The organism is Curvibacter sp. GW821-FHT01G03, from assembly GCF_059422285.1.
In genome coordinates, this window is sequence record NZ_JBWKWP010000002.1 from 153,055 (window position 1) to 178,074 (window position 25,020).

Below are 25,020 nucleotides of genomic sequence, written 5' to 3' on the forward strand. Positions count from 1 at the left end.
TTCCACCGGGGGTTTTGACTTGCATCAGAAAGAGTCCCGATAGTATTATCGACCGACTGGACGGTCAAACATAGATTTGAGCCAGCGCAAGCAATGACTGGACGCCCGCGCCAAGACGGGGCTCACCCCCACCCAAGGAGACACGATGAGCGACGACCTGATCCTGACCCACCAGAGCGGTGCGGTCCGGACCCTGACGCTGAACCGCCCGCAGGCTCTGAACAGCTTCACTGGCGAAATGCATGCCCAGTTGCTGTCCGCCCTCGATGCAGTGGCCGCCGACGCCAGTGTGCGTTGTGTGGTGCTGACGGGCGCGGGGCGAGGCTTCTGCGCCGGGCAGGACCTGGTCGACCCCAGCGTGGCCCCCGACACCACGCCCGGTGCGGCGCCCAAAGACCTGGGTCAGGTGATTGAACGCTTCTACCGTCCCCTGGTGCAGCGCCTGCGCAGTCTGCCGGTGCCGGTGGTGGCGGCGGTCAATGGCGTGGCCGCCGGTGCGGGTGCCAACCTGGCACTGAACTGCGACCTGGTGCTGGCCGCACGTTCGGCCAGCTTCATTCAGGCCTTCAGCAAGATCGGCCTGGTGCCCGACACCGGGGGCACCTGGCTGTTGCCGCGCCTGGTGGGCCGCGGCAAGGCCTTGGGCTTGACCCTGCTGGGCGACAAGCTGCCGGCCCCCGAGGCGGAGCAGATGGGCCTGATCTGGCGCTGTGTCGACGATGAGGCTCTGGCCGCTGAGGCCCAGACCCTGGCCGAGCGCCTGGCTGTCCAGCCATCACGCGCGCTGGTGGCCACCCGTCAGGCCCTGGATGAGGCGCAAGGCCTTTCGCTCGATGGCGCACTGGCCCTGGAGGCCCGCCTGCAAAGCCAGCTGGGCGCTGCCCACGATTACCTGGAAGGTGTGGCCGCCTTTGGCCAGCGCCGCGCCCCCGTCTTCACCGATCGTTGAGCCCACCATGTCTGAACTCACCCCTCAACAAACGGCCGACCTGGTGCGCGTGGGCATGCTGGCCAACGACAACGTCACCCTGGGCTTTGGCATGCAGATCCACGAAGTGACACCCGGTGGCGCCGTGCTCAGCATGACCGTACGTGAAGACATGCTCAACGGCCACAAGACCTGTCACGGCGGGCTCATTTCCACCCTGGCCGACTCGACCTTCGCGTTTGCCTGCAATTCATACAACGAACTCACGGTGGCTTCGGGCTTCAGCGTCGACTTCATGGCCCCGGCCCGCGCGGGCGACGTGTTGACGGCCCGAGCCACCGAGGTGTCCAAGGCCGGCCGCACCGGCGTCTACGACGTAGAAGTGAGCAACCAGAACGGTGAGCGCATCGCGGTGTTCCGCGGGCGTTCCTACACCCTCAAAGGCAAGCCGGCTGTCGCTGGCTGAAGTATCAGGAGAGACCCACATGACCGCCAAGACCCCCGCCCCCGGAGAGCTCGACCCGATCGAGACCGCCAGCCGCGACGAGATCGCTGCCCTGCAACTGAGCCGCTTGCGCACCACGCTGCAGCGCGCCTACGACAACGTGCCGCATTACAAAAAGGCCTTCGATGCCAAGGGCGTGCACCCCGATGACCTGAAGCAACTCAGTGACCTGAGCAAGTTCCCCTTCACGGTCAAGACCGATTTGCGCGACAACTACCCCTTCGGCCTGTTTGCCGTGCCCCGTGAGCAGGTGTCCCGCATTCACGCGTCGTCGGGCACCACCGGCAAGCCGACCGTGGTGGGCTACACCAAGAATGACATCGACACCTGGGCTGACCTGGTGGCGCGCTCGATCCGTGCGGCCGGCGGCCGCCGGGGGGACACGGTGCATGTGGCCTATGGCTATGGCCTGTTCACGGGCGGCCTGGGCGCTCATTACGGCGCCGAGCGCCTGGGCTGCACGGTGATCCCGATGTCGGGTGGTCAGACCGAGAAGCAGGTGCAACTGATCACCGATTTCAAGCCCGACATCATCATGGTCACGCCCAGCTACATGCAGGTGATCGTCGAAGAGTTTGCGCGCCAGGGCCTGGACGCCGCGGCCAGCTCGCTCAAGGTGGGTATCTTCGGGGCCGAACCCTGGACCGAGGCGATGCGCCGCGACATCGAGACCAAGGCCGGCATCGACGCGGTCGACATCTATGGCCTGTCCGAAGTCATGGGCCCCGGCGTGGCCTGCGAATGCATCGAGAGCAAGGACGGCCCCGTGATCTGGGAAGACCATTTCTACCCCGAGATCATCGACCCGCTGACCGGCGAGGTGCTGCCCGACGGTGCCGAGGGTGAACTGGTGTTCACCTCGCTGAGCAAAGAGGCGCTGCCCATCATCCGCTACCGCACCCGCGACCTGACCCGCCTGCTGCCGCCCACCTCGCGTGCCTTCCGCCGCATGGGCAAGATCGTCGGCCGCAGCGACGACATGCTGATCATCCGTGGCGTCAACGTGTTCCCGACCCAGATCGAAGAGATCGTGCTGCAGCACGCCAAGCTCTCGGGTCAGTACCAGATCCTGGTCAAGCGCGACGGCAACCTCGATGAGGTCGAGGTGCGCTGCGAGCTGCAACCCGCCGCTGGCCCGCTCAGCGCCGTCGAGCTCAAGGAGATCGCCGACTGGCTCAAGCACCGCATCAAGACCCTGGTCGGCATCTCGACCCGCGTCCAGGTGCAGGAACCCGAAACCATCGAACGCACGCTCACCGGCAAGGCCCGGCGTGTGATCGATACCCGGCCCCGTTGAGGCCACTTTCAAAAAGAGGAACTCCACCATGTACACCCAAGCAATGGACACCATGGCCCGCGAGCCCGGTGACGGGCCCAAAGTGGTCCGCTCTGCCGAGGAGGCCCTGCTCGAAGAGCGCTTCGAGGCCCGCATCGATGATGGCGACTTCATCGAGGCCAAAGACTGGATGCCCGAGCACTACCGCAAGACCCTGGTGCGCCAGATCAGCCAGCACGCTCACTCCGAGATCGTCGGCATGCTGCCCGAGGGCAACTGGGTCACCCGTGCGCCGACACTCAAGCGCAAGGCCATCCTGCTGGCCAAGATCCAGGACGAGGGGGGGCACGGCCTGTACCTGTATGCGGCGGCCGAGACCCTGGGCGTGTCGCGCGACGAACTGCTGGATGCCCTGCACACGGGCAAGGCCAAGTACAGCTCGATCTTCAACTACCCGACGCTGAACTGGGCCGACATGGGCACCATCGGCTGGCTGGTCGATGGCGCGGCCATCATGAACCAGGTGCCGATCTGCCGCTGCTCCTTCGCCCCCTACGCCCGCGCCATGATCCGCATCTGCCGCGAAGAGAGCTTTCACCAGCGTCAGGGCTACGACGCCCTGCTGACCATGATGCAAAACGGCACCGAGGCCCAGCGCGCCATGGTGCAGGACTCGGTCAACCGCTGGTGGTGGCCCTGCCTGATGATGTTCGGCCCGCCCGATGACCAGTCACCCAACAGCGCGCAGTCGATGCGCTGGGGCATCAAACGCGTCAGCAACGACGAGCTGCGCCAGAAGTTTGTCGACGCCACCGTCGAGCAGGCCAAGGTGCTGGGCGTGACCCTGCCCGACCCCGACCTGAAGTGGAACGAAGCCCGCCAGCACTACGACTTCGGCACCATCGACTGGAGCGAGTTCTGGCGTGTGGTGGGCGGTGACGGCCCCTGCAACCAGGAGCGCCTGGGCGCCCGCGTCAAGGCCTGGGAAGACGGTGCCTGGGTGCGCGAAGCTGCCCTCGCACACGCCGCCAAGCACACCCCGCAGCAACAGGCTGCCTGATTCAAGCAAGACAAGGAGACCTCCATGACAACCCAGAACGAATGGCCCCTGTGGGAAGTGTTTGTCCGCGCCAAGGCCGGCCTGGACCACAAGCATTGCGGCAGCCTGCACGCCGCCGACAGCAAGATGGCGATCCAGCTGGCACGCGACGTCTACACCCGGCGCCAGGAAGGCACGAGCGTGTGGGTGGTGCGCTCGGACCAGATCGTGGCCAGCGACCCCGGCGACAAGGGCATGTTCTTCGACCCGATGGAAGACAAGGTGTACCGCCACCCCACCTTCTATCAGTTGCCCGAATCCGTGAACCACATGTGAGCCGCGCCATGCAAGCCACCATCCAACCCGGCCGCGATGCGGCCACCCAGTACGTGCTGCGCCTGGGCGACACCTGCCTGATCCTGGGCCAGCGCATCGCCGAATGGTGCGGTCATGCGCCGGTGCTCGAAGAAGACATCGCGCTGACCAACATGTCGCTCGACCTGATCGGCCAGGCCCGTGCGCTGCTGACCCATGCGGGCCAGATCAGCGGCCTGGGTCATGATGAAGACCAACTGGCCTTTTTGCGCGACGAGCGCGATTACCTCAACCCCACCCTGGTCGAACTGCCGCGCGGCGACTTCGCCTTCACCGTGCTGCGCAATGCCATGGTGGCCACGTTTTTGAAGCTGATGTGGCAGCGCCTGTCGGCCTCCAGCGATGCCGAGCTGGCCGCCATTGCCGGCAAGGCCCTGAAGGAATCGCGCTACCACCAGCAGCACGCCTGCGACTGGGTGGTGCGCCTGGGTGACGGCACAGACGAGTCGGCCCGGCGCCTGAAGGCCGCTTTGGCCCAACTGTGGCGCTACAGCGCCGAGCTGTTTGAAGACGACGCCATTGACGAGCAGGCCGCGGCCAGTGGCCTGGGCCCGAAGTGGTCCGAGCTGCAGGCCGATTGGCGTGCCGAGATGACGGCGCTGCTGGCTGCTGTGAAGCTGCCGGTGCCCGCCGATTCGGTGTACCGCAGCACAGGCCGGCGTGGTGTGCACTCTGAGCACATGGGTTTCATCCTGGCTGAAATGCAGTACCTGCAGCGCGCCTTCCCCGGGGGCGTGTGGTGAACCAGGCTGCCGTGGTCCCCACCAGCGGCATCTTGGCACCGGTCTGGCAGGTGCTGGGCACCGTGCTCGACCCCGAGGTGCCCGCGTTGTCGGTGGTCGACCTGGGCCTGGTGCGCGAGGTGCTGGCCCATGAGGATGGGCTGGAGATTGTGCTCACGCCCACCTACTCGGGCTGCCCTGCCACCGAGCTGATCGAGCAGAACGTGCTGGCGGCGGTGGCCGCGGCCGGCCTGGGCGCGGCGCGTGTCACGATGCGCCGCGCCCCGGCCTGGACCACGGACTGGATCAGCGAACAAGGGCGGCAGAAACTGCTCGACTACGGCATTGCCCCGCCGGGCCCGGTGGATCTCAGCGAAGGGGTGCCCATGCACTTTGTGGGGCGCTCGCCTTCGGGGCAACGCCTGGCCTGCCCGCGCTGCGGCAGCTTGCAGACCGAACGTCTGAGCGCTTTCGGTTCGACCGCCTGCAAGTCGCTTTACCGCTGCATGAGCTGCCGCGAACCCTTCGAGCATTTCAAGCCGATCTGAACCCGCCCTCCAGCCGTCCATTCCTACAACAACCAGATTCAAGCGAGATCGCCATGAGCGTCATGTTCCATCCCCTGCCGGTCAAGGCCATCGAGGCAGACACGCCCGAGTCCCTGATCGTTTCCTTCTCTGTACCTGACAGCCTGCGCGAAGCGTTCGGCTTCACCCAGGGCCAGTACCTGACCCTGCGCAGCACCATCGACGGCAAGGACCTGCGCCGCTCGTATTCGATCTGTGCCGGCGTGGACGACGGCGAATTGCGCGTGGCCGTGCGCCGCGTCAATGGTGGGGCTTTCTCGACCTGGATCCACCAGCACCTCAAAGTGGGCGACAGCGTGCAGGTGATGGCGCCGCAAGGTCGATTCTTCGTGCCCATCGAGCCGGCTTCCCGCCGCCACCACGTGGGCATTGCGGGCGGCAGCGGCATCACCCCCATCCTGTCCATCATGAAGACCGTGCTGGCGCGGGAGCCGCACAGCCAGTTCACCCTGATCTACAGCAACCGAACCCCGGCCTCGACCATGTTCAAGGAAGAGATTGAGGACCTGAAGAACCGCTACATGGCGCGGCTGTCCTTGCACCACGTGTTCACTCAGGAGCATGTGGATGCGCCTCTGTACGCGGGGCGGCTGGACAGTGGCAAGCTGGGCACCTTCCTGGGCAAGGTGCTGGACCCGGCGGGCATCGACCATGTGTATGTGTGTGGCCCCTTCCAGATGAACGACGAGGCCGAGGTGGCCCTGAAGGCGGCTGGCGTGCCCGAGGAGCGCATCCACATCGAGCGCTTCGGCGTGGCCAGCGCCGGCCCGGCCGCAGGGGCCGTGGTGCACCAGGCCCAGCCGGGCGACGCCGAGACCGCCCGTGTGGTCATCGTGCGCGACGGCCTGCACCGCGAGATCAGCTTCAGCAAGGACCAGCCCAGCATCCTCGATGCCGCGTCGGCGGCCGGGCTCGAAGTGCCCTTCTCCTGCACCTCGGGCGTGTGCGGCACCTGCCGTTGCAAGCTGCTCGAAGGTGAGGTGCGCATGGAGCGCAATTTCGCCCTCGACAAGGCGGAGGTCGAGGCCGGCTTTGTGCTGTCCTGCCAGGCCCATCCGCTGACCCCGCGGGTCGTCCTATCATTCGACGAACGTTGAACTGAACAAGACACAAGGACACACCGATGGGCCGAGGACGGGCTGCTGGTTACAACGACCAGCGCGAGATGATTCTGGAGCAGGCAGCGCACCTGTTTGCGCGGCGGGGCTACCCCTCGACCTCGATGAATCAGGTGGCCGAGGCCTGTGGCCTGTCCAAGGCCACGCTCTACCACTACTACAAAGACAAATACAGCCTGCTCGTGAGCATTGCCGAAGGCCATGTGTCGCGTCTGCAGGCGCTGGTGGTCGACGTTGAAGCCGAGCCCCTGGCGCCCGAGCAGCGCCTGCGTGAGCTGATCCGCCGCATCGTCGAGGAATACGCCGACGCCCAGGACGCCCATCGCGTGCTCACCGAAGACGTCAAGTTTCTCGACGAGGCCGATCGCGAGCGCGTTCTGGACCATGAACGCGACGTGGTCAGCGGCTTCGCCAGAGCCGTTGCAGAGGTGCGTGGCGAGTCCTTGCAGGCCGAGCTGAGCAAGCCTTTGACCATGCTGTTGTTCGGCATGATCAACTGGATGTTTACCTGGATGAAGCCCGAAGGGGAACTCGACTACGATGCCATGGCTCCGATAGTGGCGGATTTGTTCATGGGTGGATTGACTGCTGTCAAGCCTCCCGTAGCCCGTACGTCGGACTAACCTATCGCTGGTCTGAAACTAACCGATCAAACTGCCGGATCAAGCGGGGCCAAGGGCCCCAAAAACTGAAGGAGACAAACCATGAAACTGCTCAAACCCGTGGCCCTGGCCACCGCCTTGCTGGCCAGCCTGATGGCCCATGCCGACATCAATGTGGGCGTCACCGTGTCGGCCACCGGCCCGGCCGCTTCGCTGGGCATCCCCGAGAAGAACACCATTGCCCTGCTGCCCAAGACCATGGCGGGTCAGAAGGTCAACTACATCGTGCTTGACGATGCCTCGGACACCACCGCAGCCGTCAGCAACACCAAGAAGCTGATCGCCGAGAGCAAGGTCGACATCGTGATCGGCTCCAGCACCACGCCCAACTCGCTGGCCATGATCGATGCCGTGTCTGAAGCCCAGACCCCGATGATCACCCTGGGGGCCTCGGCCATGCTGATCGAGCCGCAGGACGCCAAGAAGCGCTGGGTCTTCAAGACCCCGCAGAACGACATCATGATGTCGCTGGCGGTGGCTGAGCACATGGCCAACCACGGCATCAAGACCGTGGCCTTCATCGGCTTCTCCGACGCCTACGGCGAAGGTTGGTACAAGGAGTTCGTCAAGGCCGCTGAACTCAAGAAGCTGCAGATCATCAGCAACGAGCGCTTCTCGCGCACCGACACCTCGGTGACCGGCCAGGCCCTGAAGATCATGGCCGCCAAGCCTGATGCGGTGCTGATCGCCGGCTCGGGCACCCCCGCTGCGCTGCCCCAGAAGACGCTCAAGGAGCGTGGCTTCACCGGCAAGTTCTACCAGACCCACGGTGTGGCCAACGCCGACTTCCTGCGCGTGGGGGGCAAGGATGTGGAGGGCACCTTCCTGCCCGCCGGCCCGGTGCTGGTGGCGGACCAACTGCCTGCGGACCACCCGGTGCGCAAATCGGCCCTGGCCTACGTGAGCGCCTATGCCGGCGCCTACGGGCAGGCCAATGTGTCCACCTTTGGCGGCCACGCCTGGGATGCTGGCCTGGTGCTCAATGCCGCCGTGCCCGGCGCGCTCAAGAAGGGCCAGCCCGGCACCCCGGCCTTCCGCACCGCCCTGCGCGATGAACTTGAGAAGGTCAAGGAAGTGGCCGGTGCCCACGGCGTGTTCAGCACCTCGGCGGCCGACCACCTGGGCCTGGACCAGCGCGGTCGCGTGATGGTCAAGATCGAGAACGGCGCCTGGAAATACCAGCCCTGAACCCTGCCCTGAGCGGGCTTGTGTGCCCCCCGGGTGGATGACACCTGGGGCGCCAGCCTGCCTTTTTGTCGCCGACCTCGGGTCGGCCTGAACGGGATTTTCAACATGGATCTTCAGATCGCCCTGATCCTGGGGCAGGACGGCGTCGTCAATGGCGCGGTGTACGGACTGATTGCGCTGGCCCTGGTGCTGGTGTTTTCGGTCACGCGGGTGATCTTCATCCCGCAAGGCGAATTTGTGGCTTTTGGCGCACTGTCGATGGCCATGATGCAGGCGGGCAAGGTGCCGGCCACGTTGTGGCTGCTGATTGCGCTGGCTGTGGCCACCCTGGTGGTCGAGGCATGGCGTCATCAGCGCGGCCAGCCAGTCGAATGGGCTGCCACGGCGGTCTGGACGCTGGCCTTGCCGGCGCTGGCCGCGGCCCTGGTGCTGCTGGTCAAGCCGGAGTCGCTGTTGTTGCAATCGGTGGCCACCCTGGCCCTGATCGTGCCCCTGGGCCCGCTGCTGTACCGCCTGGCCTATCGCCCGCTGGCCCACGCGACCGTGCTGATCCTGTTGATCGTCTCGGTGGCCCTGCACGGGGTGCTGGTCGGCCTGGGTCTGCTGTTCTTTGGCGCTGAGGGGTACCGCACACCGGCCTTCTCGGAGGCCCGCTTCGACCTCGGCGGCATTCCCGTCACCGGCCAGTCGCTGGTGGTGGTGGCCATGGCCGCGGTGCTGGTGGTGGCCATGTTCGTGTTCTTTGAACGCTCGATCATCGGCAAGGCGCTGCGTGCCACCGCCATGAACCGGGTCGGGGCCCGCCTGATGGGCATCCCGACCGAACTGTCGGGTGACCTCAGCTTTGCCCTGGCCGGCCTGATCGGCGCCGTGTCGGGCCTGCTGATCGCGCCCCTGACCACGGTGTATTACGACACCGGCTTCCTGATCGGCCTGAAAGGCTTTGTCGCCGCCATCGTGGGCGGCCTGGGCAGTTACCCGCTGGCCCTGGCCGGCGCCGTGATGGTGGGCCAGCTGGAAGCGTTTTCATCGTTCTGGGCCAGTGCCTTCAAGGAGGTGCTGGTGTTCACCCTGATCATTCCCGTGCTGTGGTGGCGCTCACTCAACAGCCGCCATGTGGAGGACGAAGAATGAGCGCGCGTCAACTCACCCTGGCCTGCATCGCCGCGCTGGCGCTGGCCTGGGGTTTCCTGCCTGAATTCACGCTCACGGTGATGAGCTACATCGGCCTGTACGCGATGGTCGCTGCCGGCCTGGTGATGCTGACCGGCGTGGGTGGCATGACCTCCTTCGGCCAGGCTGCCTTTGTGGGCCTGGGCGCCTACGCCACGGCCTGGGTGTGCACCTCGCCCCTGGCCGCGGCCTGGCTGCCGGCCGGCTTTCCGCCCGCCTTGCTGCCTTTCGTGGGCCTGGTGCTGGGTCTGGTCGCCACTTATGCGGTGGCCCGCTTCCTCGGTGCGGTGACCCTGCGCCTGTCCGGCCACTATTTGCCGCTGGGCACGATCGCCTGGGGCCTGAGCCTGTATTACGTGTTCGGCAACCTCGACGTGCTGGGCGGGTTCACCGGCGTGTCCGGCCTGCCGCCGCTGACGTTGGCAGGCATCTCGCTGGCCTCGCCGCTGTACCTGGGGCCGCTGATCTGGGCCGTGTTGCTGTTTTGCCTGTGGGCCTTGCACAACCTGCTGGACTCGCGTGAAGGCCGGGCCATCCGGGCGCTCAAGGGCGGCCGGGTGATGGCTGAGTCGATGGGCGTGGACACGGCGCACTACCGCATCAAGCTGTTCGTGTTGGCGGCCCTGCTGGCCGCGATCTCGGGTTGGTTGTATGCCCACCTGCAGCGCTTTGTGAACCCCACGCCTTTCAACATCAACATCGGCATCGAGTACCTCTTCATGGCCGTGGTCGGCGGCGCCGGCCACCTGTGGGGCGCCGTGTTGGGGGCGGCCCTGATCACCCTGCTCAAGGAGCAATTGCAGGACTGGCTGCCCAAGCTGCTGGGCGCCAGCGGCAATTTCGAGGTGATCGTCTTCGGGCTGTTGATGCTGTTTGTGCTGCAGCGCTTTGCCGACGGCCTGTGGCCGCGCCTGCAGGCCGCCTCGGGCCGCTGGCTCAAACCGGAGGCGCGCCGTGCCGTGGCGCCCAGCGCTGCCGTGACGCTGCACCAGCGCGTGCTGCCGCCCGCCGGACAGGTGTTGCTGGACGCCCGCCAGGTGAGCCGCCGCTTTGGGGGCCTGCTGGCCAACAACAACGTCAACATGAACCTGAAGTCGCACGAGGTGCATGCCCTGATCGGTCCCAATGGCGCCGGCAAGAGCACGTTCTTCAACATGATCTCCGGCGTCGACGAGCCCACCTCAGGCGAGGTGCGCTTGATGGAACAGCCCATGCAGGGCCGGCCATCGCGCGACTTTGCGGCGCTGGGCCTGGGCCGAACCTTCCAGCACGTGCGCCTGCTGGGGCAGCGCAGCGTGCTCGAGAACGTGGCCCTGGGCGCGCACCGGCGTGGCCGCAAGGGCTGGATCGCCAGCATGCTGCGCCTGGACCGCGCCGAAGAGGCCGCCATCCTGGCCGAGGCGCGGCGCCAGATCGAGCGCTGCGGCCTGGCCGAATTTGCCGAACGGCCGGCCGCTTCGCTGGCCCTGGGCCAGCAGCGCGTGGTCGAGATCGCCCGCGCCCTGGCCGGTCAACCGGCCGCCCTGTTGCTGGACGAGCCCGCCGCCGGCCTGCGCCACCTTGAGAAGCAGGCCCTGGCCACCTTGCTGGACCAACTGCGCTCCGAAGGCCTGGGCATTCTGGTAGTGGAGCACGACATGGAGTTCGTGATGAACCTGGCCGACCGCATCACCGTGCTGGAGTTCGGTGAAGTGATCGCCGAAGGCACGCCCGCCGAAGTGCAGGCCAACCCCCGCGTGCTCGAGGCCTACCTCGGCGGCGAACTCAATGGAGGTGGCCTGTGAGCAGCGCGACCGTGAAACCCACGCTGCTCGACTTGCAGCAGTTCAGCGTCTCGTATGGCCAGGTCGAGGCCGTGCATCAGGTTCACCTGACGGTGGGCGAGGGCGAGATCGTCACCGTGATCGGCCCCAACGGCGCGGGCAAGACCACGCTGCTGTCGGCGGCCATGGGCCTGCTGCCGTCGCAAGGCGTGCTGACGCTGGCGGGCGAGCGCATCGACCGCCTCAGCGTCGAGTCCATGGTGGCGCGGGGCGTGGCCCTGGTGCCCGAAAAGCGTGAACTGTTCGGTGAGATGTCGGTCGAGGACAACCTCTTGCTGGGCGGCTTCTCGCGCTGGCGCAAGGGCCTGAAAGACCAGAAGCAACGCATGGAAGAGGTGTTCGCCATCTTCCCTCGCCTGAAAGAGCGGCGAGCCCAGTTGTCGGCCACGCTCTCGGGCGGTGAGCGCCAGATGCTGGCCATCGGCCGCGCCCTGATGGCCCGCCCGCGTCTGCTGATGCTCGACGAACCCTCGCTGGGCCTGGCGCCGCTGATCGTGCGTGAGGTGCTGCAAGTGGTGTCATCGCTGCGCGATCTGGGCGTGTCGGTGTTGTTGGTCGAGCAGAACGCCCGCGCCGCGCTGCAGGTGGCCGACCGCGCCTACGTGCTTGAAATGGGCGCCGTGGCCTTGAGCGGCGCCGCGGCCGACCTGTTGCACGACCGTCGGATCATCGACACCTACCTGGGCCTGGGCGGCAAGCACTGAGCCTGCGCTGAGCTTTTCACTTTTCGGGAGTATCCAATCATGACCTTACAAAGCTTCATCGGCGGCCGCTGGATCGGCCAACAGGCGGCGCAAGCGCTGCACAGCGCCGTCAACGGCGCCACCGTGGCCCACACCCATGCCGAGGCCCTGGACTTTGGCGAGGCCCTGCACTTTGCCCGCGGCACCGGCCTGCCGGCCCTGATGGCGCTTGATTTCCAGGAGCGCGCCGCGCGCCTGAAGGCGCTGGCCAAGTACCTCAACGAGCACAAGGAATCGCTCTACGCCATCTCGGCCCACACCGGCGCCACCCGCGCCGACAGCTGGGTGGACATCGAAGGCGGTACCGGCACCCTGTTTGCCTACGCCTCGATGGGCAGTGGCGAGTTGCCCAGCGGTAACCTGATCCACGAAGGCCCGGCCCTGCCCTTGGGCAAGAAAGGCAGCTTCGCAGGCACCCACATCCTGGTGCCGCGCGGCGGCGTGGCGGTGCACATCAATGCCTTCAACTTTCCCATCTGGGGCTTGCTCGAAAAGTTCGCCCCCAGCTTCCTGGCGGGCATGCCCTGCATCGGCAAGCCGGCCACGGCCACCAGCTACCTGACCGAGGCCGTGGTGCGCCTGATCGACCAGTCGGGCATCCTGCCGGCTGGCTCGCTGCAACTGGTGATCGGCGGCACGGGTGACCTGCTGGACCGCCTGGAAGGGCCGGACTTCGTCACCTTCACCGGCTCGGCCGATACCGCGGCCCGTCTGCGGGTGAACGCCAACCTGGTGCGCCACAGCGTCCCCTTCAATGCCGAAGCCGACTCGCTGAACTGCTGCATCCTGGCACCCGATGTCACGCCCGATGACGAAGAGTTCGATCTGTTCATCAAGGAAGTGGCCCGCGAGATGACCGTCAAGGCCGGGCAGAAATGCACTGCGATCCGCCGGGCCATCGTGCCGCGCCAGCACCTGGATGCGGTGGCCGAGCGCCTGAAGGCCCGCCTGGCCAAGACTGTGGTCGGGGACCCCGCCCTGGAGGCCGTGCGCATGGGCGCCCTGGCCTCCAAGGCCCAGCAGGCCGACGTGGCCGAACGGGTGGCCCTGCTGCGCCAAGGGGCCGAACTGGTCTATGGCGGCGGTACAGCCGACTTCGCCCCGTTGGGCGAGGGCACGGCCCAGGGCGCGTTCTTCCAGCCCACGCTGCTGCTGAGCCGCCAGCCCCTGAGCCACGATGCCGTGCACGATGTCGAGGCCTTCGGCCCGGTCAGCACCCTGATGCCTTACGACGGCCTGGACGAGGCTCTGCAATTGGCCGCCCGGGGCAAGGGCAGCCTGGTGGGCTCGCTGGTCACCAAGGACCCGGCCACGGCCGCCCGCGTGATCCCGGTGGCCGCCGCCCACCATGGCCGCCTGCTGGTGCTGGACCGCGAGGCCGCGGCCGAGAGCACCGGCCATGGCTCGCCCCTGCCCATGCTCAAGCACGGCGGCCCTGGCCGCGCCGGGGGCGGTGAAGAGCTGGGCGGCATCCGCGCCGTCAAGCATTACCTGCAGCGCGCCGCGGTGCAGGGCTCGCCCAGCATGCTGGCCGCAGTCACCGGCGAGTACGTGCGCGGCGCCCGCCGCATCGAGACCGAGGTGCACCCCTTCCGCCGCCATTTCGAAGACCTGCAGATCGGCGAGTCGCTGCTCACGCATCGCCGCACGGTGGGCGAGGCCGACATCGTGGCCTTTGGTGGCCTGTCGGGCGACTACTTCTACATGCACTTCGATGAAATCGCCGCCAAGGACAGCCCCTTCGGCAAGCGCATCGCCCATGGCTACTTTGTGCTGTCGGCCGCGGCCGGCCTGTTTGTCTCGCCGGCCCCCGGCCCGGTGCTGGCCAACTACGGGCTGGACACGCTGCGCTTCGTCAAGCCGGTGGGCATCGGCGACACCATCCGTGCCCGCCTGACCGCCAAGCGCAAGATCGACCGCCAGAAGAAGGACGCCAACGGCGTCGGCCAGGGCGTGGTGGCCTGGGATGTGGAGGTCACCAACCAGCACGACGAGCTGGTGGCCAGCTACGACATCCTGACCCTGGTGGCCAAGCGCGCTTGAGGTGGGGCCGCCGGTCGGCTATTAGCATGGCAGGGTTCCCGCGCCGTCTTGGTGCGGGGCTTGTCGCTTTTTCACCCAGGTCGGCCGAACTTCATGCCCAACTTGTCGCCCAGGTTGTGCCCTTGCTGAGGCGGCGCTTGCCTGGGCTGCTGTCCGTTGATGCCTTTGGCAGCCGCATCACAGGGCAGGCCAGGCCGGACAGCGATCTCGACCTGGCCGTTCTGGTGTCGGGTTATGCCGATGTGGCGGGCTTGTGGCACCTGGCCAGTGAGGGGGCTGACCAGGTGGGTTGCGATGTCGATCTGCTGGACATGCGTGCCGCCTCCACGGTGTTGCAGTACCAGATCCTGACCCTGGGCCAGCGCCTTTGGGTGGCTGACCCCCTGGTGGGCGTCTGGGAGGCCGCTGTCTTGAGCGACAGGCTTGATCTGGATGTGGCCCGTGCCGGGTATGTCCAGGACATATTGCGTGAGGGGCGTTTGCATGGCCGATGACGTGCTATTGAACAAGGCCTCCACCGTCGAACGCTGTGTGGCGCGGGTTCGGCAGGAGTACGAGAAGGGCCCAGCCACTTTCGGGGCCGATTTCACGCGCCAGGATGCGGCCATCCTCAACCTTCAACGCGCTTGTGAGGCCTATCAAGCGCTGCAGTTGCCGATCACGCTCAACATCATCGAGCACCCTCTGGGCGACTTCCTGGCTTATACAGAGCATCTCCTGAAGCGCGACAGCCCTCACCCACCCCGATAAAGTTTGTAAGACCTGCATGCAGGCTTGCGGGCGCTTGGGGCTCAAGGCGCTTGCTGTTTGGCGGGCCCAGGGCGCCCCCTGGCTTGGCTGGCGCCGCTTGGCGGCCACCGCAGCCCGCTTTGTCGCCTGCTTCGGCGCGAACATCTGATTTCGCTTCGCTCATCTCCTTCGCTGGCGGCGCGTCAGCATCGCATCTGCCAATGACGGCCTGATGCGGAGATCGCCCATGTTGACCCTGCCGAACCCCACTTCCGTCTGGGGCCCCCATCATCATCGGTGGCCGCCTCGCAGCCACGATCTGCTGCAACTGGCGCCTGCCGCCTGTGCCAGACTCGCGCGCAGCGGGCCGGTCTGGCTGGCGGAGGCCTTGCAGGCCGTGCCCTGGGGGCTGGTGCGCCAGGGCCCGCAGCCGGCCGGGGCGGTGCCGATCGAGTTGCAGGGCCTGGGGCCGGCCCAGCGCCATGCCGACTGGGTGGAGGCGCCTCAGGTGCTGGCCTGCCTGCAGCCGGCCGAGTTGCTGCAGCGCTGGTGCGCCGGTGCTGCGCGCCGCGGTGCGGCTTGGCCGGCAGGGCTGCAGGCGGCGGGCCAGCGACTGCATGAGGCCCTGACGGCCTTGGGGCAGCACGACGCCGGTCCGACCGGGTCTTGGGCCCTGGGGCTGGCAAACGCCGGGGCCGGGGCCTCCGGTGAGGCCCCGGCCGTCTGGCCGCTGGCGCTGGTGATCCGCCCCGCAGCATTGCCCACCCCCGCCAAGGCGGCCGAGTGGCGCTGCGTGTTGGAGCAGGCGGCCGCGCCTTGGATGCTGCAGGTGACCCTGGACAGCCCGGCGGGGGCGTTGGCCTTGGCCGAGCTGTCCAGCCTGGCGGAGGACCTGCGCCAGTTGCAGGGGCCGGTGCGCATCGGGGTGCGGGATGCCCGGGGCGAGCAGCAGCTGTCCTGGGCGGAATTGCAGGCCCGTTGTCGCCCGACGGAGCAAGCGCCGGTCTGAGGCCGCTTGAGAGAATTTGAGGTGCGGATCAAAAATCTTCACGTGCGCCGCCGGGCCGAATCGCTACCATTTCGCATCCCAAGGAGAACGCCTCGTGACCGATCTGTCCAAAATCACCTGCATCGAAGATTTGCGCCGTGTGGCCCAGCGGCGGGTGCCGCGCATGTTCTACGACTACGCCGATTCGGGCGCCTGGACCGAAGGCACCTACCGCTCTAACGAAAGCGATTTCCAGGGCATCAAGCTGCGCCAGCGCGTGGCCGTCAACATGGCTGGGCGCAGCACCCGCAGCACCATGATCGGCCAGGACGTGGCCATGCCCGTGGCCATCGCCCCCACCGGCCTGACCGGCATGCAGCACGCCGACGGCGAGATCCTGGGCGCGCGGGCTGCCAAGGCCTTTGGCATCCCGTTCACGCTGTCGACCATGAGCATCTGCTCAATCGAGGACATCGCTCAGCACACCCAGGGGCATCCGTTCTGGTTCCAGCTGTATGTGATGAAAGACCGTGACTTCATCGAGCGCCTGATCGATCGTGCCAAGGCCGCCAACTGCTCGGCCCTGCAACTCACGCTGGACCTGCAGATCCTGGGCCAGCGGCACAAGGACATCAAGAACGGCCTGTCGGCACCGCCCAAGCCCACGATCCGCAACCTGATCAACCTGGCCACCAAGCCGCGCTGGTGCCTGGGCATGCTGGGCACGCCGCGCCGCTCGTTCGGCAACATCGTGGGCCATGCCAAGGGGGTGGGTGACCTGTCTTCGCTGTCGTCCTGGACAGCCGAGCAATTTGACCCCTGCCTGAACTGGGGCGATGTGGAGTGGATCAAGAAGCGCTGGGGTGGCAAGCTGATTCTCAAGGGCATCATGGATGCCGAGGATGCGCGACTGGCCGCCAACAGCGGCGCCGATGCGTTGGTGGTGTCCAACCACGGTGGGCGCCAGCTCGATGGCGCGCCTTCGTCGATCAAGGCCCTGCCCGCCATCGCCGAGGCCGTGGGCAAGGACATCGAGGTGTGGATGGATGGCGGCATCCGCAGCGGTCAGGACGTGCTCAAGGCCCGTGCCCTGGGCGCCCGCGGCACCCTGATCGGCCGCAGCTTTCTGTATGGCCTGGGTGCCTATGGCGAGGCCGGCGTGACCCGCGCCCTGCAAATCATCCACAAGGAACTGGATGTGACCATGGCCTTCTGCGGCCACACGCAGATCGACACCGTGGACAAGGGCATTCTGCTGCCGGGGACTTACTGAGTTTGGCCAGGGGGGCTGGGCGCGTCATCCTGGGGTTTGAGGAGGGGCGCCTGCCTGAACAGGCCCTGCAAGCCGGGCCACAACCCTGACCAGGGGGTGTCGGTGGCGCCTGGGGCTTGGCCGTCGAGGGGGCGGAAGCTCAGCCCGGCTTGCGCGGCCAGGGCGATCAGTTCGTGTTGCAGGCTGGGCGCCAGGCCCAGGCCGATCAGGCTGGGGCGCTGCTGCGGGTCCAGCAGGGCGAGGCAACGCAGGGCGTCTTGCATCAAGCAGCGGTCGTGCTCCGCATCGCCCTCGAACAAACACAGCAAGTGGCCGTAGTCGGCCAGCAAGGCCTGCACGATCCCGAGTCTCAAGCCGGATGGCGGCAGGCTGACCACGCGCCGGGGCTGACCCTGCTGTCCGAAATCGACATAGTGGATCGACAGGGTGGGGGCGGCCCCGCCGTTGAAGCGGCCGTGGCCGACCTTGCGCCGGTGTTTTTTGGCCAGCCAGTGCACCAGGCTGGTGGCGCGCTCGCTTTGCCGGGCACAGACCATCAGGCGCTGGATGGGCTGCGGTGGCAGGAAAGGGTTGCCACCGGTGCCGGCCAGGGGGGTGGACAGAAGGCGCAGCAGCTGGCTTGGCGCCAGCGCCAGCCGCTCGCGCCGGGCATGGCGGAACTGGTCGATGCGGCGGCCCAGGCTGTCGGGGGTTTCCGGGCTTTCCATGACAGCGCTGGACCAGGGCACCAGCAGCCGACGTTGGGCGGGTTCGCGGTGCAGCAGGCGCATGTGGCGGTGACGGGCATCGCGGGCGATGCGGGTCAGTACCTGGTCGATGGCCGAACCCGGGCCTTCCAGCCAGTGCACGAACCAGCCGCTCTGATAGAGCAGGGTGGAGGCCACCCCCATGGCCGTGTTGCGTGTGGCGGCCGAGGCACCGATGTGCCGGACCTGGGCCAGGGGGGTGCCTTCGAAGCAGGCACGGCTGGCGTAGACCACCGAGTCAACCGTCTCGGATCGGGTCAGCAGAAAGTTGTCTGGCGTGAGCATGGTGCGCAAGCATCTCAGGTTTGCCGGCTCCTTATCGGGCCTGGCTGCGGCATCTCTGACCGCCTTGGCGGGGTGGCCGTCCTGCGGTTGGTTTGGAGGGATGTCTGGGGCGCTATGCTTGGCTGCCATGAACCAGCCGGCCATCACGCCCCCTCATTTGCGCCGCATCGCGCACCTGGACATGGATGCGTTTTATGCGTCGGTCGAGTTGCTGCGCTATCCGCAGCTCAAGGGGCTCCCGGTGGTGATTGGCGGCGGGCGCCGCCAGGAGGACGCGGTGCTGGCGGCAGGCGCCGCCTTGCCGCTCGAAGCATTTGCCCGCCTGTCGGGCTACACCGGGCGGGGCGTGATCACCACCGCCACCTACGCGGCGCGCCAGTTCGGGGTTGGCTCGGCCATGGGGCTGATGAAGGCGGCCCGCTTGTGCCCGCAGGCCATCCTGCTGCCAGTGGATTTTGACGAATACCGCAAGTACTCGCGCCAGTTCAAGCAGGTGGTGACGGAGATCGCGCCGGTGATGGAGGACCGCGGGGTGGACGAGGTGTACATCGATTTCACCGAGGTACCCGGTGGCCAGCGCGAGGGCGGGCGGGTGCTGGCCCGCCTGATCCAGAAGCGCATTTTTGACGTGACCGGCCTGACCTGTTCGGTGGGGGTGGCGCCCAACAAGCTGATGGCCAAGATGGCCAGCGAGTTCAACAAGCCCAACGGCATTTCGGTGGTGCAGGAGGCCGATCTGCAAACGGTGATCTGGCCGCTGGCCTGCCGCAAGTTGAACGGCATTGGTCCCAAGGCTGAGGCCCGTCTGGCGGCGCATGGCATCCACACCTTGGGCGATCTGGCGGCCCGCGACCGCGTCTGGCTGGTGGCCCATTTCGGTCGCAGCTACGGGGCCTGGTTGCACGATGCCGCCTGGGGCCACGATGAGCGCCCGGTGGTGACCGAGAGCGAGCCCGTGTCGGTGAGCCGTGAAACCACGTTCGAGCGTGATCTGCATGCGGTGCACGACAAGGTGGAATTGGGTGCGGTGTTCACCCACCTGTGCGAGCGCGTGGCGGCCGACCTGCAACGCAAGGGCTATGTGGGGCGCACCATCGGCGTGAAGTTGCGCTACGACGACTTCAAGAGCGTGACGCGCGACCAGACCTTGTTGCAGCCGACCTCGGATGCGGCTCTGATCCGACGGGCTGCTGGCCAATGCCTGAAGCGGGTGGATCTGACGCGGCGTTTTCGGCTGCTGGGCGTGCGGGTCGGCAGCTTGCAGCGCCTGGGGCCGGATGGCCAGCCGCTGCCCCCTGAGACAGGGGGGGCTGATGCGGGTGGGCAACGCAGCCTGGACTTGCTCACTGAGCCCTTGTTCTGACGTGTTCAGTGTTGCGGTGTCGCCCGTTTGCCAGTGGCTGGGCTGGAGCGCACGTTAAATTGAAACGTTTGGTCGCGAGCGGTTTGCGGCCCCCCCCACCCCCACAAGACGGAGACCTCATGAAGTGCTTTTCTCTGACCCAGTCCGACCACATCGCCCACCTGGTGCTGAACCAGCCCGAGGCCTTGAACACCATGCACCCCACCTTCTGGCGTGAGCTTGATGAGGTGCTGGACCAGTTGAACCGCGAGGGCCAGGCGCGTGCCTTGGTGATCTCGAGCACGGGCAAGCATTTCAGCGCAGGCATGTCTTTGGACACTTTTGCCGGTGCCATCAGCATGGACGACCAGAGTCCCGAGGGGCGGGCGGCTGTGTTTGACCTGCTGACCGACATGCAGGCCACCTTCACCCGTCTGGAGACCTTGCGCATGCCGGTGATCGTGGCCATCCAGGGCGGCTGCATTGGCGGTGCGGTGGACATGGTGACGGCCTGCTGCATCCGCTATGCCAGCGCCGATGCCTTCTTCTGTGTGCAGGAAATCAACATCGGCATGGTGGCGGACGTGGGCACGCTGCAGCGCCTGCCCAAACTGTTGCCGCAGGCCCTGGTCAAGGAGCTGGCCTATACCGGCCGCCGCTTGCCCGCCGATCGGGCCCTGGCGCATGGCTTGGTGAACGAGGTGTTCGACAACGCCGAAGCCACGCTGGCCGCGGCCCTGCAGTGTGCGCGTGAGATCGCGGCCAAGCCCCCCGTGGCCATCTGGGGCACCAAGCAAGCCATCCACTATGCCCGCGACCATTCGGTGGAGGATTCGCTGCGCCAGATGGGCTGGCTGCAGGGCGCCATCTGGAGCAATGCTCATGTGCGCGAGGCCGTGCTGGCCATGAAGCAAAAGCGCGCAGGGGCCTTCCCATCGCTGTCGGCACTGACACCTTTCAAATCTCTGGGTTGACGATTGGGGGTGTTCGACTGACGGACGTTGCATGTTGTTTTTCTTGCCCCGAATCAACCGCTGACGAGTCGTAAGCGCTACAGTCATTTATTACAAAAAAAGAGCCCAGTCGCCAACGATGCGTCGGGCTCAGGGGAGGTTGGCGTTCTGCTGCAGCGTGTGCGGCACAGCCCCGTTGAGGCTGATGAGCGCCAATCCTGTCGGTGCTACTTTTGTAGTTGTTACTGGATGGGGGTTCACATGCGCGTCAATTTGCCGGTCTCGCAGCACGAGTACGTGTTCGATGACGATCAACTGCTGGTGTCCACCACCGACACCCGTGGCGTCATCACCCACTGCAACCCGGCCTTTGTGCAGGTCAGCGGCTTCACTTACGACGAGCTGATCGGGCAGCCCCACAACCTGATCCGCCACCCGGACATGCCCGCGGCGGCCTTCAAGGACATGTGGGCCACGATCGGCCGTGGTCGGCCCTGGACAGGCCTGGTGAAGAACCGGCGCCAGAACGGTGACCACTACTGGGTGTTGGCCAATGTGACGCCCGTGATGTCCAACGGCAAGCCCACCGGGTACATGTCGGTGCGCATCAAACCCAGCCGTGAACAGGTGCAGGAGGCCGAGCGCCTTTACGAGCGGCTGCGGCGTGACGAAGAGCAGGGGCGTACCACGGTGATGCTGCGTGGTGGCAAGGTGATCAACCGCGACTGGGGTTCACGCCTGATTCGCCTGACCCGCCTGGACTTGCCCAGCACCCTGGGGCTGTGGTTGTTTCTGATCGCCTGTGGCGTGGTCTTGCCTGATGTGACCGGCGTGTCGAGCGACATGGCACTGGGGATCCGACTGGCCGTGTTGCTGCTCGGGGGGGCTGGGGTGGTGGCCTGGTTCCATGCCCGGGTCAGCCGCAGCCTGGATGAGGCGGTGCGTTTTGCGGGGGATCTGTCGGGTTGCAATCTCTCTACCTCGGTGGCGCTCAATTACCCTGAACCATTGGGGGGGTTGATGCAGCGTCTGCAGCAGATCCAGGTCAACCTCAAGGCCGTGGTGGGCGATGTGCGCTTTGAGGTGGCCGGCTTCACCCAGGCGGCGAGCGAGATTGCCCAGGGGGCCGACGATCTGTCCGGCCGCACCGAAACCCAGGCCAGCAGCCTGGAGGAGACGGCGGCATCGATGGAGGAGATTTCCAGCACCGTGCGTCAGACGGCAGACACCTCGGGCAAGGTGTCGCATGAAAGCGAGCAAAGTCTGGCTCTGGCAGAGCGTGGGGGCGCTGCGATGCGTGAGGCCGCCGAGGCCATCGGCACCATCGAGCGTTCGTCGGCCAAGATGAGCGAGATCATCGCGGTGATCGAGGGCATCGCGTTTCAAACCAACATCCTGGCGCTCAATGCGGCGGTCGAGGCGGCCCGGGCGGGCGAGCAGGGTCGGGGCTTTGCGGTGGTGGCCTCCGAGGTGCGGGCCCTGGCCCAGCGCAGTGCCACGGCCGCCAAGGAGATCCGGGAGCTGATCGGCAACTCGGCCCAGCAGGTGGGAGACGGGGCCCGTCAGGTGCAGGGCGTGGGCCACACCATCGACGAGGTGGTGGCGTCGGTGTCGCGGGTCAGCACCCTGGTGGCTCAGATCAGTGCGGCGGCCCGCGAGCAGTCGACCGGTCTGTCCCAGATCAACGAGGCCGTGACCCAACTCGATGTGACCACGCAGCAGAATGCCGCCTTGGTAGAAGAGTCTGCCGCGGCGGCCCAGACCCTGAGCCAGAGCGCGCGCTCTTTGCAGCGTTCGGTCAGCGTGTTCCGGCTCCATTGAGACGGGCGCTGCCCACCGCCTACCTCACTGGCGGGCCGTGCGGGTGTTGGCAGGCAGCGCCTGGGGGTGGCTGGTGCGGAAGGGGTTGATGTCCAGGCCCCCGCGCCGTGTGTAGCGCGCATACACCGACAGCTTGATCGGTTGGCAGCGGCGCCAGAGGTCCATGAAGATGCGCTCCACGCATTGTTCATGGAACTCGTTGTGGTTGCGGAAGCTCACCAGGTAGGCCAGCAGCCCAGCCTGGTCGATCTGGGCGCCGCTGTAGCGGATCTGCACGCTGCCCCAGTCGGGCTGGCCGGTGACCAGGCAATTGCTTTTGAGCAGGTGGCTGGTCAGGGTCTCGGTGACGGGGGCTTCGCCCACCTGGGCGCTCAGCAGCTCCGGGGCCGGTGTGTAGTGCTGGCATTCGATGTCCAGTCGGTCCAGGTTCAGGCCGTCGAGTTCGTGCACCGGTTCACGGTCAAAGGCCTCTGGGGCCAGCAATTTCACGCCCACGCTGCCGGGGTGGGGGGCCCCTCGCCAGGCGGCCTCACTGAGGTCGGCCCGAAGCCGGGCCTGCACCTCGGCGGCGTCAGCGAAACGGGTGTTGTTGAAGCTGTTGAGGTACAGCTTGAACGACTTGCTCTCGATGATGTTGGGGCTTTCGCAGGGCACGGTGACATGGGCGATCGCCACCTGTGGCTTGCCGCGCAGGTTGAGCCAGGACAGCTCGAAGGCCGTCCACAGGTCGGCCCCGAAGAACGGTGGGTGGCCGCTGATGCCGATCTCCTCGCGCTTGCCGAGGCGTGGGATGGGGAACAGCAGACCGGGTTGGTATTGGTCGACGTAGGCCGAGGCCTTGCCGAGCTGGGATTGTTCGGGGGTGTTGTTCATGAGGTTCAGTTGAATTCGCGTTCGCGCAGCCACTTGGTGGCGATCCATTTCTCGCCGGCGATCACCGGCGCGCCGCCATGCAGGGTGCGGGTGCTGGGGTGGGGGCGCTCGTAGCTGAAGAACACCGCATTGCCACGCTGCGGGGCCACTTCGAGGTGAACGTCGGGGAAGGTGGTGCCCCCGCCTTGTTCGGGCTCGTTCAGGTACATGACCAGGGTGCCCACGCGCTGGCCACCGCGTTGCAGGATGGTTGGGGTGCCTGGCTCGTGTGGGTCGAAGTAATCGTAATGGGGCTTGTATTCGGCGCCGGGCCGGTAGCGCAGCACCTGCAGGCCTTCGCCATTTTCGAGGGGCCAGTTCAGCAGCCGTGCGATGCGTTGTTCGATGCGCTGGATCAGCGCACTTTCGCCGCGCGAAAAGAACATGCCATCACTGGTGCGGTCGACGCTGACTTCTTCGCCCCCGGTCTGGGTGGCCACGGTGCGTGAGCGTGCCAGGCGTGGGCTGGCGGCGGCGATCAGGGCCTCGCATTCCTCGTCCGACAGGAATTGACCGAACACCACGATGCGGGGCTGGACCATGGCCAGCAGCACCGGCACCGGCCGGTCGCCGGCATCCACGCGCAAGGGGGCATCGGCCAGTGCGGGTTCGGGCACCGGGCTGCGCGCTGGCAGGCCTTGTTGTAGGGCCTGGGCTTCCAGGTGGTCGCTGAGGGTGGCCTCCATCGCCTCGATGGCCACCTCTTCAGACCAGCCCGATGCCAGCATGGCCTTGAGCACGCTGGGCGCGTCATGGCCGGCTTCGGCCTGTTCCACGATCCACTGGCGCAGGGCAGGGGTGATGGTTTGCGTGGTGGTGCTGCTGGAGGTGAGTGTCATCGGGAGTCGGCGAGGGCTGGATGAGGCGCCAATGCTAACGCCAAGCCAGCCTGAGCGCCGTCAAGCCGAAGCCGATTGACAAGGCCCCAGGGCCCTAGTTGGCTTCGACCTTGCGACCGTGCAGGGGCTGAACTGGGCGGGCGTTGAACGGGTACAGGCGCTGAAAGGCCCGAATTTGCTGAGCCGAAGCGGTGATGGGCTGCTGCAGCACCTGCCAGCGCACGCCTTCGCTGCAAGGTGGGGTGGTCAGCGAGCCCCGGTAGCGGTAGTAGCGCCGGGACGTGGGCAGCCAGTCGCTGACTTGCACGGGGCTGGCCAGCGGCTGGACCTCACCCGCTTTGGGGGGCAGATGCTCGAACACGGTCTGCAGGGCGGCATTGGCAGGCCCTTGGTCAATGAAGACCGCCAGCACAGCCAGTTCGCCCTCGGCATTGCGGTGCACCAGATGGGCCTCCAGAGGGTGGGTACGGCCGTTGACCCGCTCTTCGCTGGGCGTGTGGAAGTGAAACTGCTGCAGCTCAAAGCGTTGGCCATCCAGCAGCAGGGCGCCGGCCTGGCTCAGGTTGACCTGGACGGTGTGGCCGTTGTTGATCACCGTGGCGGGGCTGGCAAGGTAGTCCCATGCCAGCGGGGGCAGGTCGGCCTGGATGGCGTGGCGGATGTCGATGGGGGATTGTTGATGGCCGGTTTTGCAGCCCTTGAAGTCGGGTTCGATCTCGGCCCAGTGGGCGGCGTTGTGGGGGCCACGGTAGGCCCAGTGGGCGTGGCCTGGCTCTTCGGCCTGGGTCGTGCAGGCCCAGCTCAGGGCCAGGGTCAGGCCGATGGTGCGAAGTGCGGTCTGGAGCGCAGTCTGGTAGGCGCTTTGGTGTGCGTTTGGGTGTGCGTTTGGGTGTGTGGCCTGGAGGGGGTCTAGGGTGAACATGAGGGTGCCTTTCAAAAACGAAAGGCAC

The 25,020-nt window shown here is 66.5% G+C and carries 25 protein-coding genes; 21 read left to right on the plus strand and 4 right to left on the minus strand.

The annotated features are described in order from the left end of the window. Positions 1 to 145 precede the first annotated feature (145 nt). From AC07VS_RS02865 to AC07VS_RS02950, 18 genes are all read left to right on the plus strand, one after another. Positions 146 to 949: an enoyl-CoA hydratase-related protein gene (locus AC07VS_RS02865; RefSeq protein WP_494750192.1), complete on the plus strand. Its 804-nt coding sequence runs from the start codon at positions 146 to 148 to the stop codon at positions 947 to 949. Between the two features lie 7 nt (positions 950 to 956). Further along, entirely contained in the window at positions 957 to 1,394 is a 438-nt protein-coding gene (gene paaI, locus AC07VS_RS02870) for a hydroxyphenylacetyl-CoA thioesterase PaaI (protein WP_019575059.1), read from the plus strand. Between the two features lie 19 nt (positions 1,395 to 1,413). Beyond that, positions 1,414 to 2,730, plus strand: coding sequence for a phenylacetate--CoA ligase PaaK (paaK, locus tag AC07VS_RS02875; protein WP_494750193.1), 1,317 nt, complete (start codon positions 1,414 to 1,416; stop codon positions 2,728 to 2,730). Positions 2,731 to 2,758: 28 nt separating this feature from the next. After that, a complete protein-coding gene (gene paaA, locus AC07VS_RS02880; RefSeq protein WP_492346766.1) occupies positions 2,759 to 3,769 on the plus strand; it encodes a 1,2-phenylacetyl-CoA epoxidase subunit PaaA in 1,011 nt (336 codons plus the stop codon). A 24-nt stretch (positions 3,770 to 3,793) separates the two neighbouring features. Next, a complete protein-coding gene (paaB, locus tag AC07VS_RS02885) occupies positions 3,794 to 4,084 on the plus strand; it encodes a 1,2-phenylacetyl-CoA epoxidase subunit PaaB (protein WP_019575056.1) in 291 nt (96 codons plus the stop codon). 8 nt (positions 4,085 to 4,092) lie between these two features. Then, entirely contained in the window at positions 4,093 to 4,866 is a 774-nt protein-coding gene (paaC, locus tag AC07VS_RS02890) for a 1,2-phenylacetyl-CoA epoxidase subunit PaaC (protein WP_492346767.1), read from the plus strand. Further along, positions 4,860 to 5,393, plus strand: a complete 534-nt coding sequence (gene paaD / locus AC07VS_RS02895; protein WP_494750194.1) for a 1,2-phenylacetyl-CoA epoxidase subunit PaaD — start codon at positions 4,860 to 4,862, stop codon at positions 5,391 to 5,393. Before paaC ends, paaD begins: the two co-directional genes overlap by 7 nt. Before the next feature lie 53 nt (positions 5,394 to 5,446). Further along, positions 5,447 to 6,529: a 1,2-phenylacetyl-CoA epoxidase subunit PaaE gene (gene paaE / locus AC07VS_RS02900; protein ID WP_492346769.1), complete on the plus strand. Its 1,083-nt coding sequence runs from the start codon at positions 5,447 to 5,449 to the stop codon at positions 6,527 to 6,529. Between the two features lie 26 nt (positions 6,530 to 6,555). After that, positions 6,556 to 7,173, plus strand: a complete 618-nt coding sequence (locus tag AC07VS_RS02905; protein ID WP_492346770.1) for a TetR/AcrR family transcriptional regulator — start codon at positions 6,556 to 6,558, stop codon at positions 7,171 to 7,173. An 81-nt stretch (positions 7,174 to 7,254) separates the two neighbouring features. Next, positions 7,255 to 8,400, plus strand: coding sequence for an ABC transporter substrate-binding protein (locus tag AC07VS_RS02910; RefSeq protein ID WP_492346771.1), 1,146 nt, complete (start codon positions 7,255 to 7,257; stop codon positions 8,398 to 8,400). Between the two features lie 105 nt (positions 8,401 to 8,505). Further along, complete coding sequence (locus tag AC07VS_RS02915; RefSeq protein ID WP_492346772.1) at positions 8,506 to 9,534, plus strand: branched-chain amino acid ABC transporter permease; 1,029 nt, start codon at positions 8,506 to 8,508, stop codon at positions 9,532 to 9,534. After that, positions 9,531 to 11,357, plus strand: coding sequence for a branched-chain amino acid ABC transporter ATP-binding protein/permease (locus AC07VS_RS02920; protein WP_494750195.1), 1,827 nt, complete (start codon positions 9,531 to 9,533; stop codon positions 11,355 to 11,357). The genes AC07VS_RS02915 and AC07VS_RS02920 overlap by 4 nt, the downstream gene beginning before the upstream one ends. 11 nt (positions 11,358 to 11,368) lie before the next feature. Beyond that, positions 11,369 to 12,100, plus strand: a complete 732-nt coding sequence (locus tag AC07VS_RS02925) for an ABC transporter ATP-binding protein (RefSeq protein WP_494656521.1) — start codon at positions 11,369 to 11,371, stop codon at positions 12,098 to 12,100. A gap of 39 nt (positions 12,101 to 12,139) precedes the next feature. After that, a complete protein-coding gene (paaZ, locus tag AC07VS_RS02930; RefSeq protein ID WP_492346774.1) occupies positions 12,140 to 14,182 on the plus strand; it encodes a phenylacetic acid degradation bifunctional protein PaaZ in 2,043 nt (680 codons plus the stop codon). A gap of 137 nt (positions 14,183 to 14,319) precedes the next feature. Further along, positions 14,320 to 14,676 carry a type VII toxin-antitoxin system MntA family adenylyltransferase antitoxin gene (mntA, locus tag AC07VS_RS02935; protein ID WP_494750196.1) on the plus strand — a complete coding sequence of 119 codons (357 nt, stop codon included), beginning with the start codon at positions 14,320 to 14,322 and terminating at the stop codon, positions 14,674 to 14,676. Beyond that, a complete protein-coding gene (locus AC07VS_RS02940; protein WP_494656349.1) occupies positions 14,666 to 14,932 on the plus strand; it encodes a hypothetical protein in 267 nt (88 codons plus the stop codon). The genes mntA and AC07VS_RS02940 overlap by 11 nt, the downstream gene beginning before the upstream one ends. Before the next feature lie 226 nt (positions 14,933 to 15,158). Next, positions 15,159 to 15,920 carry a hypothetical protein gene (locus tag AC07VS_RS02945; RefSeq protein ID WP_494750197.1) on the plus strand — a complete coding sequence of 254 codons (762 nt, stop codon included), beginning with the start codon at positions 15,159 to 15,161 and terminating at the stop codon, positions 15,918 to 15,920. Between the two features lie 94 nt (positions 15,921 to 16,014). Further along, a complete protein-coding gene (locus AC07VS_RS02950) occupies positions 16,015 to 17,172 on the plus strand; it encodes an alpha-hydroxy acid oxidase (RefSeq protein WP_492346778.1) in 1,158 nt (385 codons plus the stop codon). On the opposite strand, the gene AC07VS_RS02955 is transcribed toward AC07VS_RS02950, so the two are convergent. Then, entirely contained in the window at positions 17,166 to 18,203 is a 1,038-nt protein-coding gene (locus tag AC07VS_RS02955) for a BLUF domain-containing protein (RefSeq protein WP_492346779.1), read from the minus strand. The genes AC07VS_RS02950 and AC07VS_RS02955 overlap by 7 nt on opposite strands. A 127-nt stretch (positions 18,204 to 18,330) precedes the next feature. On the opposite strand from AC07VS_RS02955, the gene dinB reads away from it, so the two are divergent. The 3 genes from dinB (at position 18,331) to AC07VS_RS02970 (ending at position 22,319) form a co-directional block, all read left to right on the plus strand. Continuing rightward, the gene (gene dinB / locus AC07VS_RS02960; protein ID WP_494750198.1) at positions 18,331 to 19,566 is read left to right on the plus strand and encodes a DNA polymerase IV; all 1,236 of its coding nucleotides are present in this window, start codon (positions 18,331 to 18,333) and stop codon (positions 19,564 to 19,566) included. A 119-nt stretch (positions 19,567 to 19,685) separates the two neighbouring features. Next, positions 19,686 to 20,519 carry an enoyl-CoA hydratase-related protein gene (locus AC07VS_RS02965; RefSeq protein ID WP_492346781.1) on the plus strand — a complete coding sequence of 278 codons (834 nt, stop codon included), beginning with the start codon at positions 19,686 to 19,688 and terminating at the stop codon, positions 20,517 to 20,519. A 240-nt stretch (positions 20,520 to 20,759) separates the two neighbouring features. Then, positions 20,760 to 22,319 (plus strand): methyl-accepting chemotaxis protein, encoded by a 1,560-nt coding sequence (locus AC07VS_RS02970; protein ID WP_494750199.1) that lies wholly within the window; start codon positions 20,760 to 20,762, stop codon positions 22,317 to 22,319. A 24-nt stretch (positions 22,320 to 22,343) separates the two neighbouring features. Here AC07VS_RS02970 and queF read toward each other — a convergent pair whose 3' ends face one another. The 3 genes from queF to AC07VS_RS02985 all read right to left on the minus strand — a co-directional run bounded on the left by queF (position 22,344) and on the right by AC07VS_RS02985 (position 24,992). Continuing rightward, positions 22,344 to 23,192 carry an NADPH-dependent 7-cyano-7-deazaguanine reductase QueF gene (gene queF, locus AC07VS_RS02975; RefSeq protein ID WP_492346783.1) on the minus strand — a complete coding sequence of 283 codons (849 nt, stop codon included), beginning with the start codon at positions 23,190 to 23,192 and terminating at the stop codon, positions 22,344 to 22,346. A gap of 5 nt (positions 23,193 to 23,197) precedes the next feature. Further along, positions 23,198 to 24,070: a 2OG-Fe(II) oxygenase gene (locus AC07VS_RS02980; protein ID WP_494750200.1), complete on the minus strand. Its 873-nt coding sequence runs from the start codon at positions 24,068 to 24,070 to the stop codon at positions 23,198 to 23,200. 94 nt (positions 24,071 to 24,164) lie between these two features. Beyond that, the gene (locus AC07VS_RS02985; RefSeq protein ID WP_494750201.1) at positions 24,165 to 24,992 is read right to left on the minus strand and encodes a carbonic anhydrase; all 828 of its coding nucleotides are present in this window, start codon (positions 24,990 to 24,992) and stop codon (positions 24,165 to 24,167) included. Positions 24,993 to 25,020 lie beyond the last annotated feature (28 nt).